The organism is Actinotalea lenta (assembly GCF_030586465.1).
Taxonomy (GTDB): Bacteria; Actinomycetota; Actinomycetes; order Actinomycetales; family Cellulomonadaceae; genus Actinotalea; species Actinotalea lenta.
This window is the reverse complement of sequence record NZ_JAUQYP010000001.1, coordinates 302,390-318,670: the sequence shown is the minus strand read 5'-3', so window position 1 is coordinate 318,670 and position 16,281 is coordinate 302,390. Positions and strand designations below refer to the sequence as shown.

Genomic DNA, 16,281 nt, shown 5'->3' with positions numbered 1-16,281 from the left:
ACGTGATCGACCGTAGCGCGCCGTGAGGCGCCGTCGGGTGATGTCCGCCGTCCGGGAGACGTGCGCAGCGCGTTCGCGCATGATGTGGTGATGGGGGCCTTCGCTGAGGCAGTCAAGCTACCGATCTTCCAGTTCGCCGTGTCGTTCCTGGTCGCGGCGATCCCGGCGGCGATCTACGAGGCGCTGCTTCGCCGTGCCGTCTCGCGGGAGCCCGGAACGCCTCAGCGTCGCCGTGCCGTGATCGTCACGCTGGCGTGCGCCGCCGCCGCGACGCTGGGCGTGGCGGTGTGGGGCGTCGTCGGGACCGTGACGTGGTGGGGTGGCTGGCTCGGCTACGGCGCCATCGCCGGCACCCTCGTGCTGGGCTTCCATCTGCTGTTCGGTGCCCGTGCCCTGGGTCGGGAGCTGCGTGGTGATCGACCGGTGGCGCGGTCCCGCGACGAGCTGTTCCCGTTCTAGGGTCCTGGGTGTCGAACGCGGCCGCCGACGATCGTCGGAGAGGTGTGACGTCCGGGGCTCTCCCGGAGCGCATCTGGAAGGAGCGGCGCATGGCGCACTACCTGCTCAGCATCTACCAGCCGATCGGTGACCCACCCCCGGCTGACCGCCTCGCGGGGATCATGCGAGCCGTCGACGTCGTGCGCGCGGAGATGATCGCCGCGGGTGCGTGGGTGTTCTCCGGGGGCCTGCACGACCCGAGCGCGGCCGCCGTGGCCGATCCGCGCCGCGCAGGCGCGGCGGTGACCGACGGTCCGTACGTCGAGTCGAAGGAGCACGTCGGCGGGTTGACGATCATCACCGCCGCGGACCGGGCCGAGGCCACCGAGTGGGGTCGCAGGCTCGCCCGAGCGACGACGCTCCCGGTCGAGGTGCGCGAGTTCATCGACGGGCCGGTGGTCTGACCCCGGCCCGACGCCTGCGCAGGGGCCCCGCGCAGGCGTCAGCGGACCGCGCTCGCTGGCGTGGAGCGTCCTACCGGGCGGTGAAGGCGCCGTCGACGACCATGCTGTGCCCGTTGACGAACGAGGCCCGGTCCGAGCAGAGCCACACGGCGGCCTCGGCGATCTCCTCCGGGCGGCCGAGGCGGCCCATCGGTGCGCTCGCGAGCAGGTCGGCCATCGCCTGCGGGTTCGTCTCACGGAGTCGGTCGATCATCGCGGTCCGGATGGGGCCCGGGCACACCGCGTTGACCCGGATGCCCATCGACGCGTACTCGAGGGCAGCGACCTTGGTGATCCCGACGACCCCGAACTTCGAGGCGCTGTAGGCGGTCATCCCCTCGACACCCACCACTCCCGCGAAGGACGCGGTGTTGACGATCGCGCCACCCCCGCGGAACAGCATGCGCGGGATCTCGTGCCTCATGCACAGCCAGGTGCCCTTGACGTTGACGCCCATGAGGCGGTCCCACTCCGACTCCGCGTACTCGGCCGTCAGAGCCATCGGGCCCTCGACGCCCGCGTTGTTGTGGGCGCAGTCGAGGCGACCGAACGCTTCGACGCTCTTCGCGATCGCGCACTCGACACCGTCGGCGTCGGCGATGTCGCACTCGATGAAGACGGCGGTGCCGCCCGCCTCCTCGATCATCGCCACGGTCTTCTCACCCCCGGCCGCGTCGTCGTCGACCACGGCCACACGGGCGCCCTCCCGCGCGAACGTCACGGCGGAGGCCCGCCCGATCCCAGCGGCGCCGCCCGTGACGAGCGCGACCTTGCCTGCCACCAGCCCCATGCCCGTCTCCTTCCGGGACTGCGGCCACGCGGTGAGTCGTTCCGGACGTGGGACGAGGCCCCGCGGCCGACTGCACTCACGCTACGCCGACCGCGGGCCGGGATGGGCCGCGCCGGGACGGCAGCGTGATCAGCCGAGGTCCTCGTCGCCCAGGTCGTGCGTCCAGCCCGCCGTGATGCTCTCGCGTGCCGCGCGCGTCTCCTCCACGAGGCGGGTGATGAGCTCTCCGGCGGTGCTCGAGCGCAGCAGGGACTGCTGGTCCAGTGGGCCGATCGGCGCGATCCCGACGAGCTGCCACAGGCGCTCGGTGGGGTCCTCGGAGAGCGCGACGTCCGCCGGCCAGCGCAGCTCGACGAACTCGCTGAGCAGCGTGAGGGTCTCGCGTACGGCGCGCTCGGCGTCGTCCAGCGCGTCGAGGTCGGCCGGGCCGATCACCAGCGGCGCGAGCTCACGAACCCGCGCCCGCGGGAACGGGTCGTCCTCCAGCCACTCCACGACCTCGACCCGGGTGGTGCCGCGCGCGACGAGCTGGATGGACCCCTCGCCGATCTCCACCGTCTCGATGCCTGCCACGGTGCCGACCCCGAAGCGGGCGTCGCCGCCACCGACCTCCGAGCCGCGCTCGATCAGCACCACACCGAACGCACGATCCGGTTCGCCGAGCACCGACGACAGGAGTGCCACGTAGCGGGGCTCGAAGACCCGCAGCGGCAGCGGCATCCCCGGCAGCAGCACCGAGCCGAGGGGGAACATCGCCAGCTCGCGGATCGCTTGGGCCACGGTGCTCATCCTCGCCTTGCTGCTGAAGCGCTGCCACGCGGTCCTCCGGGCAGGGCGGGGTCGACTTCGAGCTGCCGCCCCTCGGGCTCTGGACGGTGGTCTGGGTCTCCTGATCGCCGCGGCGTGCCCTAGTACGTCGGGATCCGCTTGCCGATCAGGTCGTCGGCTCGGCTGTTGACCTCGCTGTTCCCCGTCACCGCGTCGAGGAACGCCTCGCGGTCCAGTGCCCACAGGACGGCCGGCTCGTCCGCCGTCACCGTCGCGGTGCGCGGCACGTGCCGCAGCAGGGCGATCTCACCGAACGGATCCCCGGCGCCCATCTTGGACAGCGTGCCGCCGTGGAACGTGGCGGTCAGCGCACCGGACTCGATGACGTAGAACCGGTCGCCCTCCTCGCCCTCGCGGATCACGACCTCGCCGGGCCGGGTCTCGATCCGGACCATGCTCCGGGCGATGTGCTCCAGCGCCTTCGGCTCGACCGGGGCGAACATCGGGATGGCCCGCAGCAGCGCGAGGGCGTGCGGCTCGGCGAGCATGGCGTTCATCCTGCGGAGGCGGATGAAGGCGGGCAGCACGGCGATGCTGATCACCACCGCGAGGACGGTCAGGGACCAGCGCAGCCCGACGGCGTGGATGAGCAGGGGCATGACCGCGGACCCGAGCGCCATGGCGCCGATCAGCGCAGTCTCCAGGGCCCCGAAGACCCGGCCCATCACCGCGTCGGACGCCGTCCGCTGCAGGATCGTCGCGGCGTTGACATCGACCACGGGATTGGCCACCCCGATGATGAACATGGCCAGGAACGCCGCCCACATCTGGGGCCAGACGGCCGCCAGCACCAGCGGCACGGCCCAGAAGACGACGCCGATCCCGAAGTCGGTGGCCAGTCGCCGCGCCGAGGCCCGGCCGATCGCCACCAGTCCGCCGATGACCGCGCCGACGCCCATCGCGCTGTCCAGGTAGCCCACGCCGCGACTGCCGAACGGTGTCATCTGCACGGCCATCTCGATCATGAACACCGCGGACGCGCCGGCCACGATCGTCTGCGCGGAGTACACGCCCGACACGAGGCGCAGATCGGGGTCGCGCCAGATCGTGCGGAAGCCTGCCATGGAGTCGCTGAGGAAACCGGAGGGCTCCTTCGCCACTGGTGCCTCGTCGGCGGAGCCGGGCCGCTCCACCTCGACGGTCGCCGCGGGAGCGACGACCGGCGCGAGGGTCTCGCCGGCCCCGGCCCCCCGGCCTTCGGCAGCCTCGGCGACGACGCCCTCGGCGCCCGGGACGACGGCTTCCTGCACGGTCGTGGCCGCGAGCTCGCCGCCGGTGGACACCCGTAGCAGCAGGGACGCCGACCACAGGAACGTCAGGGCGTTGAAGACGACGACGAACGGAACGCCGATCACGGTGACCAGCACACCCCCGAGAGCGGGTCCCACCAGGAAGGAGAGGCTGTCGATCGTGCTGGTGGTCCCGTTGGCGGCGGTGAGCTCCTCGGGTGCCTCCACCAGCGTCGGCAGGATCGCTGCCACGGCGGGGCGGAACGGCGCCGCCATGATCGAGGCGAGCGTCGCCAGCACGAACACGGTGAGCGGTGCGGCGTCGACCCAGACCAGGAGGGCGACCGTGGCGGCGATCGCACCCCGTGCCAGGTCGGTGGTGACCATGACGGTCCGCCTCGGGAGCCGGTCGACCAGTGTCGAGGCGAACGGGGTGGCGATGGTCATCAGGAGGAGCCGGACCGTGAACCAGAGACCGACCGCCCGCACGCCGCCGACGTCATAGGCCCAGATCACGATCGCGGTCGCATAGGCCCAGTCGCCGATCGCCGACCCGGCGAAGGCAAGGTTGATCCTGCGCAGGTTCGGGTTGCGGAACACCGTGGTCAGAGAGGTCCGGGTCTCGCGGACGGCATCGGAAGCCTTCGACATGGTGCCTCCTGCGCGGTGCCGCCCCAGCGGCGGGCTGTGGGCGAATGCTACTGCGGGTATGTCCGATTTGGGTCTTTAGTCCTAATGTTGCGTCATGTGCCACCCCGTGGCGTCGACCGCACCCCTCGCCCCAGCGTCCTGAGTCCCGCCCCCATCCCTGCACCTGCTCCTCCGGAGGTACTGATGACCATCACGATTCGGCGTCGGGTCGGCGCGGGGGCGTCGGCCGCGATCCTCGCCGCGGTGGGCTTGATCGCCGCAGCACCGGCCCAGGCGACCAGCCCGCCGCCCTACGTGACCAGCCAGCTCGCTCTGCGCACCGGAACCGGCGCGGTGGCGGTGTACGACACCTCCGGGACCCCGACCGGCCTGAGCCAGTCGCTGCTCTCCGACACAGCGTGCGCCCTGACCGCCACGGGTGCCGACCTGCTCGGCTTCACGGCCGAGCCCGGCGGGGCGGGCTACGTCGGCTACCGCGCAGGATCCATCGGCGTCCGTGAGAGCCTCACTGCGAACGGCCAGTCCTGCGCCATGGTCGACGCCGCCAACGGTGAGTCCCTCACCGTGCAGCTCGGCGGCGCTCTGACGGGGTACGTCTTCACCGCGGCGGCGCTCGACATCGAGCTCAAGCACGACGCATCGGTGTCGGCGACGGCGTGGCTGGGAACCTCGGCCGTCGGGACGTTCACGTTGACCAGCGGGTCGAGCGCCTCGGGTGCCACCTGCAACGCCCTGGCCGACTCCGGTCCCGACGCCGGGACGTCCGACCACTGCCGCTGGGACATCGCGGGGAAGGACCCTGCCGCCCCGATGATGTTCGACCGGCTCACCCTCACGGCGACCGCCGGGTCGTTCTCCCTGGACGGCGGTGCGGACGGCGCCGTCCCCGTGGACACCTGGGCAGGGTTCGCCGACCCCGAGCTGAGCTCGTTCTTCGACCTGGCGCCCGTGCTCGCCTGCGGGGACAGCGCGACGCTGCCGTCGAGCGGCAAGGTCCTCACCTCGACGTGGAAGCGGTACGACGACCTTGCCTCGAGCGGCACGTGCACGCCCTACCCGTACCGGGCCACGACCGGTGTGACCACCGCGGGCGCGCCCTTCGCCGAGCTGGTGAAGCCCGCCGACAGCGCCACCGCCCAGGCCGTGTGGACGACCACGTTCGTGGTGCCCGCAGGCAAGCTCCCGTACCCGACGCTCAACTTCGGGTCCGGGCCGGTCCTGCTCGGGGACTGCCCCGACGGGCTGTACTCCGGTGGAGCGATCGACTCCGCCCTGGTCCCGTCGACCGACCTCGACGGCGGGGTCCCCGGCCAGCAGTACGGCTGCGTCATCGACGTGGCGAAGACCAACGCCTACGCCCCGACGAAGGCCGCGACCTACACGGTCTACGTCCTGGGTGACGTGCGGCTGAGCTTCTAGGGTGCGTCGGTGGGCGCGCCCGCGGGCAGGTGCGCGCCCACCGACGTCAGGATGTCCTGCGCCTCGCGCCACGCGAGCGCCGCACCCGGCTCGTCGCCGAGCCGGCCCCGCGCGTCGCTCACCACGCGCAGCAGCTGGGCCTCCTCGTAGGGGAGCCCCTGCTCACGCGCGGCGGTGAGACCCGCCTCGGCGACCTCGGCCGCTCGCGTCGCCTCGTCGAGAGCGAGCAGCGCCCTGCCGCGCTGCAGGCAGAGCTGCGGCAGCGACGAGACCGCCCCCGTGTTGGCCGCCGCCTCGGCGGCGTCGATCAGGCCCAGAGCCTCGTGCGGCCTCCCGGAACGGATCACCGCCTCGGCCCCGACCAGGGACGCCTCCAGGGCGGTCGCGGGCTGACCGAGGTCGAGCAGCCGGCGGGCGACGGTGAAGGCGCGGTGCTCCGCGTCGGCGAGCTCTCCGCGACTGAGATTGATGCGCGCGAGCTGGATCTCACCCTGGGCGATGAACGAGGCCGCACCGGCGGCGCGCAGCACCCGGACCGAGTCGACGAGCACCGCCTCGGCCTCGTCCAGGCGGCCCTGGTTCACGAGCAGCTCGGCGAGGTTGACGCCGGTCTCGGCCGCGCCGAAGGCCTTACCGATCTCCTGGGCGACCTGGCGGCTCGTCGCGTACCAGTCGGCAGCCTCGGTCCACCGACCGGCGAGGTAGGCCAGAGCGCCCAGGTTGCCGCGCACGGTCGACTCCTGAGGGCGCCATCCGTTCGCCACGCAGATGTCGAGCGCTTCGAGGTGGCGGGACCCGAGCCCTGGTGCCCCCATCCGCAGGTCGATGCCGTCGATGAGCATGAGGACCCGGACGAGCGTCTCGTCGTCGCCGACCTCACGCGCGGCTGCGGCCGCGCGCTCCGCCCACTGCCTCGCCTCGACCGGGCGCTCCTGCTCGACGCGGGCCAGGGCGGTGAGGGCATCGAGCTTGACGAGCGTTCGCCGGGCCGTGTCCGTCGCGTCCTCGACGAGCGAGCGCGCACGCGCCACCACCCGCAGCGCGGTGCTGAAGCTCCCGATCCGGTTGTAGACGGCGGCCTGCCGGACGAGGATCTCCGCGCCGGCGACGCCGTCGCCACGGACGAGTCGCGCGGCTCGTCGATAGGCGTCGACCGACTCGTCGAACATCCCGGCGAGCTCGCGGAGCTCCCCGACCAGGCTCCACAGACGCGCGCGGTCGGCATCGCCCACCGAGGGGACGCGGCGACTCACCTCGAGCGCGGTCTCGAAGTGGTCGGCGGCGTCGGCGTTGGCGTACGAGCGACGGGCGAGATCACCCGCTCTCTGGGCGTAGCGCCAGGTGCGCTCGGCGTCGCCGGCACGCTCGAAGTGCAGGGCCAGGGTCGGTGAGTCGGAGTCGAGGTCGGTGCTCAGCCGTTCGAGGACCTCGCCGGCCGTGCGGTGGACGCGAGCACGGACACGGTAGGCGAGCCCCTCGTAGGCGGCGTCCCGCAGGAGCGCGTTGCGGAAGCGCAGGCGTTCGGCGCCGTCGGGCTCGATGAAGTCACCCAAGGCGTCCATCGTGGCGGGGTCGAGGTCGAGACCTTCCTGCGCCAGTGTTGCCGCGATGACCGTGCGGCGAAAGCTGCGCCCGAGCACTGCGGCGTGCCGGAGCACCCGGCGGACGTTCGTCGGCAGCTGGTCGATCTGCGTGGACATCGCGGCCTGCACCGACTCGGGGAGAGCCCCGAGCGAGCCGACACCGCGAGCGATCCGGGTGACCTCCTCGACGAACAGGGGGTTGCCCTCGGCGCGCTGCACGATGGCAGCGACCTCGTGCGGTCTCAGCGGCGTGGCTTCGGTCGCGGCGATGACCAGCCGCTCGACGGCGTCGGGTGGCAGCGGCTCGAGGACGACCGTGGTCCCGACATCGGGCGCAAAGCCCCCTGTCGCCCCGCGCCGCACCGCGACGACGGCCCATGGACGCCCGGCCGTCGCGGTCGCGAGCCGTTCCAGGAGCCGGGCCGAGGCCTCATCGGCCCAGTGCGCCTCCTCGGCGACGAGGACGATCGGCCGGGTCTGCGTCCGCTCGAGCAGGTCGATGAGGAGGTCGGCGACCCGGTCGGCCCGGAACTGCTCGTCGATGCGGTCGGCCTCAGGCGTGGCCGGCACGTCGACCTGCACGACGTCGGCGAGCAGGGGAGCCATCGGGACCAGGTCGGGGGCACGTCGACCGAGCGAGTCGAGCAGCGCCTGCCCCATCGCTGTCGGGGTGTCGCGCGAGATGCCCAGATATGCGCGCAACGGGTCGCGGAAGACCCGGTACGCGCTGGACGCGCCGTACGGTTCGGCGCGCACCACGAACCGATCCGTGCCGGGGAAGGCACGCAGTGCCTCGCTGACGAGTCGGGACTTGCCCATCCCGGTCGCACCGTCCACCGTGACAACCCCGCCGTCGCCGGCGAGTGCCGCGGCAAGGGCCGCGCACACCGCCGCCAGCTCGTTCTCCCGTCCGATGAACGGGGCCCGGCCTGTGGACCGCGGCTCCCGGGTGCCGGTCTCCTCGCCGAGCTCGTAGACGAGCAGCGGGAGGGCCTTGCCCTTCATGGCGAACGGGCCGGCCGGCGTGACGGCGAAGCGGGTGCGGGAGTGGTCCAGGACCGTGGGATGGGCGTAGACCACGCCGGGCGGTGCCTTGGCGGCGATCCGGGCTGCCGTGTTCGTCGTGTCGCCCATCGCCGAGTAGGCCGCGCGATCCTGCACGCCCAGCTCGGCGACGAACACGTGGCCACGGTTCACGCCGAGCTGGAGCGGGAGAGCGAGACCGGCGTCCGCGATGCGGCGGAGCGCCCGGAGCATCCGACCCTCGTCGTCCTCACGGCTGCGGGGCACGCCAGACCCGAGGAAGAGCTTGCCGCCGTCGGTGTCGAGGTCGGTCGCAAGGAGAGTGACGTCCTCGGTCGCGAGGGCGGCCTCGACCGTGGTGAGCAGCTCGTCGAGGATGGTCGCGAGCCGGTCGGGACCATCCTGGGCCAGCACCGCGTCGGTGCCGGAGAACCTGATGAACGCGATCGTCGCGATCCGATGCTCCGGGTCGGGCGGCCCGGGCGCGAGGTAGTCACCGAGGTCGCGAGGGAACAGCGAGCGCAGGAGCTCGCCGTCGGCGTGCGGGGCGTCAGGCGCGGGACGGTGCGGGGTCCGGGTGCGGCGGCGGGTCAGCAGCAGCGCGCCGTCGCCCCGGGCCCGGGTGGAGCCGGGGGTCAGGCGTGCTCGCGTCTGCGCCGTCACCACGATCTGGCCCGCGTCCGCGGTGTGCTCGGCGAGCGCGGTCCGCGAGGCCGCGGGGCCGAGGATGACGAGCTCGCGGCTCGGGGTGCCCACCAGGAAGAGGTGGACCTGGCCGGAGTGGACCCCGACCGACATCGACAGCGCGAGACGGCCCACCGAGGTGGGGACGGCTGTCGACTCCCGTAGCGAGGCGCGCATCTCGACGGCTGCGTCGCAGGCCTGCTCGGCGTGGCCGTCCCCGCGGAACAGGAAGAGCAGGGCGTCGCCGCCGAACTTGAGCATCTCCCCGCCGCGCGCCGCCGCGATGAGCAGCATCGGTCCGAAGACCCGGTTCAGGGTCTCGACGATCTCCTCGGCCCCGATCCGGCCGCGCTGCGACAGTCGTTCGGTCAGTGCGGTGAAGCCTGACACGTCGGCGAAGACGAGCGTGCCGTCGACGGCCCGCCACGACGCGCCAGGTACCTCGGCGTCCCATCCCAGCGCGATCGGCGGGACGTGTCGACGCAGGTCGCTCACCCGCGCCCTCCGATCCGGTCGGTCGACAATTGCCGCAAGACGGTATGATTCCACACGTTTTACCGGGTCAAAAGGATCTGTGCCCCGGCCGGCGTTCGGCTTGGGAGGTGGCAGTGAGGCTGACGTTCCTCGGGGTGCGGGGCAGCACGTGCGCGCCCGGAGCGGGCTTCGTCCGGTACGGCGGCCACACGTCGTGCGTCGCGGTCACCGCGGCAGGTGGGACGACCCCGGTGCTCGTCCTCGACGCCGGCACCGGGCTGCGCTCCCTCACCCCGATGCTTGGTGGTGCTGCGTTCCGCGGCACGATCATGGTGAGTCACCTCCACTGGGACCACGTGCAGGGACTGCCCTTCTTCGCCGCCGGTGACCGGCCGGATGCCGAGGTGCGGCTCGTCCTCCCTGCCCAGGACGGCCGGTCCGGCTACGAGCTGTTGGCGCAGCTGATGTCCCCGCCGGGATTCCCGATCACCCCCGACGGACTCCTCGGCGACTGGCGTCTCGACGTCATGGAGCCGGGCACCGAGGTCATCGACGGGTTCGGGATCACCGCGGTCGACGTCGAGCACAAGGGTGGGCGCACCTACGGGTTCGTCGTCGAGGAGGCCGGCCGACGCGTCGCCTACGTCCCGGACCACGCTCCTGCCGTCGCAGTCTCCGACCGGCTGCTCGCCGTACTGGACGGGGTCGAGGTCCTGGTCCACGACGCCCAGTTCCTCGAGTGGGAGCGGCCGAGGGCGCGGGACTACGGGCACGCGACGGTCGACGACGCCGTCCACCTCGCCGAGCGCGTCGGTGCGGGCAAGGTCGTCCTCTTCCATCACAGCCCCGCGCGAGGCGACGACGAGCTCGACACGATGGCCGCCGCCGTGCCGACCGACCTCGAGGTCGTCACAGCCCACGAGGGTCTCGAGCTCGAGGTATGAGGCCGCGCCGAGACCGCCCACCGGTGAGTGGTGCCTCGAGAGCTCCGCTCGACGCGCGGTCGACCGTGCGGACCGATACCGTCCCGAGCGTGCTTCGAGGACGAGCTCAAGCGACGGGCGGCTCTTCCGCGCGGATCCCGCCGGGTCGTGTGCTCCTGGTGGCGTGCTTCGGGGCCTTCCTGGCCTTCCTCGACGCCACCGTCGTCAACGTCGCCTTTCCCTCGATCCGCGAGTCCTTCCCCACGGTGTCGATCGGCGGGCTGTCGTGGGTCCTCAACGCCTACAACATCGTGTTCGCCGCATTCCTCATCGTCTTCGGTCGGCTCACCGACCTGATCGGGCGCCGACGCTCCTTCATCGGCGGGGTCGCCGTGTTCACCCTCGGCTCCGCACTGTGCGGCGCGGCGCCGACGGTGGATCTCCTCGTCGCGTTCCGGGTGGTGCAGGCGCTCGGTGCGGCGGCCCTCGTGCCCGCGTCGCTCGCGCTCGTCATCGCGGCCTTCCCCGGTGAGCGGCGGGCGCATGCGATCGGTCTGTGGGGGGCGTCGGCGGCGGTCGCCGCGGGCCTCGGGCCGCCGATCGGTGGTGCCCTCACCGAGCTCGGTGGCTGGCGCTGGGCGTTCCTGGTGAACCTGCCCTTCGGGTTGGCCGCCCTGTGGTCGGCTCGTCGCCAGCTCGTCGAGAGCCGGGCCCCGGGGCGCCGGACGGTCCCCGACCTCGCCGGAGCAGCGACCCTGGCTGCGTCGCTGGCGTTGCTCAACCTCGGCATCGTCAAGGGCTCGGACTGGGGATGGCTCAGTGCCGAGACCCTCGCGAGCTTCGCGGTGGCCGCTGTGCTCTTCGCCGGCTTCGTGCTCAGCTCGCGACGCCACCGGTCCCCGCTCATCGACCCCACGCTGCTGCGGCTGCGGTCGTTCGACATCGGCTCGGTGGCGACCGTGATCGCAGGCTTCGGCTTCTACGCCTACCTGCTGACCAACATCCTCTGGCTCCAGTACGTCTGGGGCTACGACGTGCTGCACGCCGGTCTCGCCCTGGTCCCCGGGGCCGTGGTGGCGGCCATCGTCGCCTCCCGGCTCGGACCCCTCGCGGAACGGTTCGGCTACCGCTGGTTCGTCGTGCCTGGCGCCGTCGTCTGGGCCTGCGCGTACCTCTGGTACCACCAGCAGGTGGGCCTCGAACCTGCCTTCTGGTCCGAGTGGATGCCTGGGCAGATCCTCAGCGGCATCGGCGTCGGCGCCACCCTGCCGCTGCTGGGCAGCGCGTCGCTCGCTGCGGTGCCCGGTGGGCGGTACGCGACGGCGTCAGCGGTCAACTCGAGCGCCCGCCAGCTCGGCGGTGTCCTGGGGATCGCCGTCCTGGTGGTGGTCCTCGGGAACCTGACCCCGCAGACCGCGGTGGCGGCCTTCCGACAGGGATGGGTCCTGTCGATCGTCGCGTTCCTCGTGGTGGCGCTCGTGGCGATCCCGTTGGGCCGGATCCGCTCCTCGGCCGAGTCCGAGGAGCCCGGGGACTCCCGGCCGCCCAAGGTGTTCGGCCCGACCCCGCCGCCGGACTGGGCGGCGGCCCGCCCTGTCTCCGCGATGTCGACCGACGTGGGGGACGTGCCCCTGCTTGCCGCCCTGCCGGAAGCAGCCCGTCGTCGCGTCGAGGACGCCAGTCGTCTCGTCGAGGTCGCGGCGGGCCAGGACCTGGTCCGACAGGGCGACCCCGCTGCGTCGGCCTTCGTCGTCCGTCGCGGCAGGCTCGAGGTGTTCATCGACGGTCGGCGGGTCCGCGAGCTCGGACCCGGAGCGGTCCTGGGCGAGCTGGCGCTGCTCACCGGCGAGCCGCGTTCGGCCACCGTCCGCGCGCGTCGCGACGCGACCGTGCTGGAACTGCCCCGCGCCGCGCTCGAGGCCGTCCTGGAGTCCGACGCGCATGCCTCACGCTTCCTCCTCGGCCAGATGGCCGAGCGGCTGCGGACCGCGGCGCCGCCGTCGGCGCCGCCGCCCGAGCGGCCCTCCGTCGTCTCCGTGGTCGCGGCGCACCGGGGTGCTCCGGTCGACGAGGTCGCCTCCGCACTGACGGCGCGGATGGCGGCTCATCTGGACGCAGTCGCTCCGGGACGCGTCGACCCGGACGGGCTGGCGCGCGCCGAGCTGGAGCACGACCGGGTGATCCTCGTCGCAGGCGGCGTCGAGGGTCACGGTGCAGGGGACCGCGCCTGGCAGGACTTCTGCGTGCGCCAGGCCGACACCGTCGTGCTCGTCGCCCGGTCGGATGCCGAGGTCCCGGAGGTCTCGGCGGCCAGCGTGCCTTCCCGGCGCCCCGAGGTCGTCCTCGTCGGGCCCGCCCCGCCGCCCGAACGTCGCGCGGCCTGGGGGGCAGCGACGGACGCGTGGCAGGTGACCGTGGCCGAGGGCGACGTCACCGCGGACGTGCGCGCTCTCGCCGACCGGCTGTGCGGTCGCTCGCTCGGCGTCGTCCTCGCCGGGGGAGCCGCCAGGGCCTTCGCGTCCATCGGTGTGCTCCGCGAGCTCGAGGACTCGGGGCTGCGGATCGATCGACTCGCAGGCACCAGCATGGGCGCGGTGGTCGCCGCGGCCTACGCGACGAGCGGCGGTGGTGAGGCGTTCGAGGAGGTCTGCTACGCGGAGTTCGTCCGTCGCAACCCGTTCAGCGACTGGGCGGCGCCCGTCCATGCGCTTGCCAAGGGCATCCGGGCACGTCAAGGCCTGATTCGTGGTCTCGGGGAGACGGCCGTGTTCGAGGGCCTGTCCCGCCAGCTCCGGGTGGTCAGCGTGGACCTCACGAGCCGCGTGCGCCAGGTCCACGAGCGGGGTGGCCTGGTGGACGCGGTGCTCGCATCGTCGCGGCTGCCCGTGCTGTTCCCGCCGCTGCCTCAGGAAGACGGCAGGCTCCTCGTCGACGGCAGCGTGCTCGACAACCTTCCGGCCGACCTGCTCGTCGAGCGGGACGAGGGGCCGGTCGTGGCCGTCTCCATCGGCACGGGGGGGTCGGGCCAGCGTCGGCCGGGGCGCCCCAAGGTTCCGTCGCTGGGCGACACGCTGCTTCGCACGATGACGATCGGCAGCGGCGGAGCCATCGACGCAGCCCGTCGGTGTGGCGCCTGGGTGGTCGCGCCGTCCTCGGTGGGGACCGGGCTCCTCGAGTTCCATCAGTTCGACCGCATGGTCGAGGCGGGACGGGTGGCAGCCCGGGCGCTGCTCGAGCAGGCGGGTGACGCCCTGGGGGACGTCGAGTCGGCGCGTCGGGCCGGGGCGGCACCGGGGGGATCCGAGTCGGCGCTGGTCGGCTGACGCGGGGACAGCCGGCCGCCCTGCGGCACGCGGTTCTCCTGGCGAGCTCACCATCCGGGGGCCCGGAAGCGCGCCGGCCTCGTGCTGCGGTCACGGGTGACAGTCACCGGAGCGGCGCCACGGGTCACGATCGGGCGGGGGCGGGTCGCAGCCAGCGCCAGGTCTCGCGGGCGGTGTCGCGCAGGCTGCGGTGCTCGCGCCACTCGCGCCAGGTCAGGGCGATGATGATGATGTCGAGCACGGTGAGGAGCGCGACGCTGATCGTCGGGTGGAGCGCGAGCTCGACGATCTGGAAGATCGTGAGCGCCGTGAGGGCCCCGATCGCCCATGGGTAGACCCGGATCGCGCCGATGATGATCGCGATCACGATCGCCGCCTTCACGATGCCGTGGACGAGGAAGTAGATCCCGAGCAGTCGCAGGTCGGAGCCTGCGAGGTGGTTCACGCCGTGGACGAGCAGGTTCGCGATGAGGTCGTGCGGGTCCTCCGCGAGCTCCCGCGCGGTGAGGTGGTGCACAGCGTTGGTGACGCCGGCCGGGGTGATGAACAACAGGGGGATGCCGATGAGGATCTCGCCGAGTCCGTCGATCGCCTTGAACGTGACCCCGATCAGGAACACGAGGTCGAGGACGTGCTGCCAGTAGTCGCCGTGCCGCCTCGAGGCCATCCGACCACCTCCCGTGCCTTCCTTTGTAACGGCGGGCGAGAGAACCTGCGACCGGCCCAGGGCAGCGAGAGGCGCGGGCACGGCTCGAACGACGGGTGTGAAGGATCAGCCGGAACCGGTGTCAACCATCAACCGGAACACTGTCAAGGATCAGCCGAAGCTGGAGCGTCCAGCGTCGGTCGGAGCCTTACAGCGTAAACGTGGGCCCCGTGGTGTGCTCCTTCAGGACATAGGAAACGCATCTCTCAGGACATAGGAAACGTCGTGGGTGGCATCAGCCTGGGGCGTGTCCAAGATCAGGTTGATCGTTACGGCGGTGGTCCTCGAGGGCCGGTCCCAGGCTGAGGTCGCCCGGGAGTACCAGGTGTCCAAGGGCTGGGTCTCGCAAGCCGGATCGCCCGCTCCCGAAGCTCCTCGGGATACTTCCTCGGTGCCACCATGACTCTCATCCTCTCGGGGCTTGAGAGCCTCCGTCAGACCCGGGGCGAGACAGCATGTGCACGAGCCCTGCCGTCACGGCTACCGGAACGATGTCTCGACCGGATCGATCGTGAACAGGCAGCCGTGGTTCGCGTCGAACCCATCGACTGTGGCGACGATGTGCAGGTTGTCGCCGACCCCGACAGTGCTCGTCGAGCTGTCGTTGGTCCAGTGGAGATCGAACGTGGTGTTCACGTCGTTGAACTGGAACGCGGGCCCGGGCTGAGACGACTCGTTGAAGTCGCCTGCGGCGACGAGGATGTCGTATCGCGTGGCCGCCCCATCGTGGTTGTTCATCGCAACGACGCTTCCGTCGAAGTCGATCGTCGCTCCCTCGTGCTGGGAAGCGAACGTGGCGATCGCGTCGCTGCAGTAGTCGGTGTCGGCGAGGATCGCGGCGAACGACGGATCGGTCGCTGCAGTGATTACGCTCGGTTCCGAGGGCGTCGGCTCCGCTTCGGGTGCTGGGGACTCCGTCGCTGGGGCTGGCTCCTCCTCAGTCTCTCCGTCGCAGCTGCGATCGACCGTGAGCCGAGGTGTCCCGGTGATCTGCTCACCAGCAGCCGGGGACTGGTCGCACACCTGCCAGTTCGACTCAACGACCACGCCGAGCAGACCGCCACCGTCGACGTCGACGTCGTCGGTGAAGCCCGCGTCCTTGATAGAGGCCCGTGCTGCGTCGAGTTGGTCTCCCGTCACGTCAGGCATCAGTGCGGCTTCCGTCTCCGCTCCGCACCCGGCAGTTCCGAGCATCACCAGCACAGCGACAGCAAGCACCGGCCCCAGACGCATGACATCCCCTCGGATCAACGAGTGCTACCAGCCATGCATCGGCATCGACCGGGCTCCGGTTGAGCGACCGCGGCAACGCTGCGACCCGGACATGCGCCGTCATCGTCCACTGCCTCGACGTGCCGTGAGCAGCTGATGCACTCGGGCAGGAGGATGAGCGACCGAGTCGCCGTCCGGACCCTGCGACCGGACGCGAGCACGCCGCCACGCAGGCCGCCCGGTCCGCCGCCGACCTCAACGCCCTCGGCGACCGCATCGCGACTGCCGGAAGGGAGTGCGCCTATAAGGGTCTTCGTAAGGGACCCGCGGCGCGGCAGGTCTCGAACCGAGCGTTTCCGCAGTTCAGAGTGGGCCCCGTGGGGATCGAACCCACAACCCGCGGATTAAAAGTCCGCTGCTCTGCCGATTGAGCTAGAGGCCCGGGGTCACGTGGGGAATCTGGTTGAGAATTCCTGGTTGGGGTGGCCCGTTGGC

At 71.9% G+C, this 16,281-nt stretch carries 11 protein-coding genes and 1 tRNA gene; 5 read left to right on the top strand and 7 right to left on the bottom strand.

Translation table 11 applies throughout. The annotated features are described in order from the left end of the window. Positions 1-90 precede the first annotated feature (90 nt). Positions 91-459: a hypothetical protein gene (locus Q6348_RS01460; RefSeq protein WP_304599562.1), complete on the top strand. Its 369-nt coding sequence runs from the start codon at positions 91-93 to the stop codon at positions 457-459. Positions 460-548: 89 nt separating this feature from the next. Beyond that, a complete protein-coding gene (locus tag Q6348_RS01455; protein WP_304599561.1) occupies positions 549-902 on the top strand; it encodes a YciI family protein in 354 nt (117 codons plus the stop codon). A 70-nt stretch (positions 903-972) separates the two neighbouring features. Here Q6348_RS01455 and Q6348_RS01450 read toward each other — a convergent pair whose 3' ends face one another. The 3 genes from Q6348_RS01450 to Q6348_RS01440 all read right to left on the bottom strand — a co-directional run bounded on the left by Q6348_RS01450 (position 973) and on the right by Q6348_RS01440 (position 4,439). Continuing rightward, entirely contained in the window at positions 973-1,731 is a 759-nt protein-coding gene (locus Q6348_RS01450; protein ID WP_304599560.1) for an SDR family oxidoreductase, read from the bottom strand. Between the two features lie 129 nt (positions 1,732-1,860). Beyond that, positions 1,861-2,520: an LON peptidase substrate-binding domain-containing protein gene (locus Q6348_RS01445; RefSeq protein ID WP_304599559.1), complete on the bottom strand. Its 660-nt coding sequence runs from the start codon at positions 2,518-2,520 to the stop codon at positions 1,861-1,863. 119 nt (positions 2,521-2,639) lie between these two features. Next, positions 2,640-4,439: an MFS transporter gene (locus Q6348_RS01440; protein ID WP_304599558.1), complete on the bottom strand. Its 1,800-nt coding sequence runs from the start codon at positions 4,437-4,439 to the stop codon at positions 2,640-2,642. A 183-nt stretch (positions 4,440-4,622) separates the two neighbouring features. Between Q6348_RS01440 and Q6348_RS01435 the strand changes: the two genes are divergently transcribed. After that, positions 4,623-5,858 (top strand): hypothetical protein, encoded by a 1,236-nt coding sequence (locus tag Q6348_RS01435; RefSeq protein WP_304599557.1) that lies wholly within the window; start codon positions 4,623-4,625, stop codon positions 5,856-5,858. Here the strand turns inward: Q6348_RS01435 and Q6348_RS01430 are convergent. Then, a complete protein-coding gene (locus Q6348_RS01430; protein WP_304599556.1) occupies positions 5,855-9,643 on the bottom strand; it encodes an adenylate/guanylate cyclase domain-containing protein in 3,789 nt (1,262 codons plus the stop codon). The genes Q6348_RS01435 and Q6348_RS01430 overlap by 4 nt on opposite strands. A gap of 113 nt (positions 9,644-9,756) precedes the next feature. On the opposite strand from Q6348_RS01430, the gene Q6348_RS01425 reads away from it, so the two are divergent. Then, positions 9,757-10,566: an MBL fold metallo-hydrolase gene (locus Q6348_RS01425; protein ID WP_304599555.1), complete on the top strand. Its 810-nt coding sequence runs from the start codon at positions 9,757-9,759 to the stop codon at positions 10,564-10,566. A gap of 89 nt (positions 10,567-10,655) precedes the next feature. After that, positions 10,656-13,868, top strand: coding sequence for an MFS transporter (locus tag Q6348_RS01420; protein ID WP_304599554.1), 3,213 nt, complete (start codon positions 10,656-10,658; stop codon positions 13,866-13,868). 124 nt (positions 13,869-13,992) lie between these two features. Here Q6348_RS01420 and Q6348_RS01415 read toward each other — a convergent pair whose 3' ends face one another. From Q6348_RS01415 to Q6348_RS01405, 3 genes are all read right to left on the bottom strand, one after another. Next, positions 13,993-14,535 (bottom strand): DUF2127 domain-containing protein, encoded by a 543-nt coding sequence (locus tag Q6348_RS01415; RefSeq protein WP_304599553.1) that lies wholly within the window; start codon positions 14,533-14,535, stop codon positions 13,993-13,995. Between the two features lie 519 nt (positions 14,536-15,054). Next, positions 15,055-15,807, bottom strand: a complete 753-nt coding sequence (locus Q6348_RS01410) for a DUF4839 domain-containing protein (RefSeq protein ID WP_304599552.1) — start codon at positions 15,805-15,807, stop codon at positions 15,055-15,057. 348 nt (positions 15,808-16,155) lie between these two features. Then, a tRNA-Lys gene (locus Q6348_RS01405) sits at positions 16,156-16,228 on the bottom strand. Between the last annotated feature and the right edge of the window lie 53 nt (positions 16,229-16,281).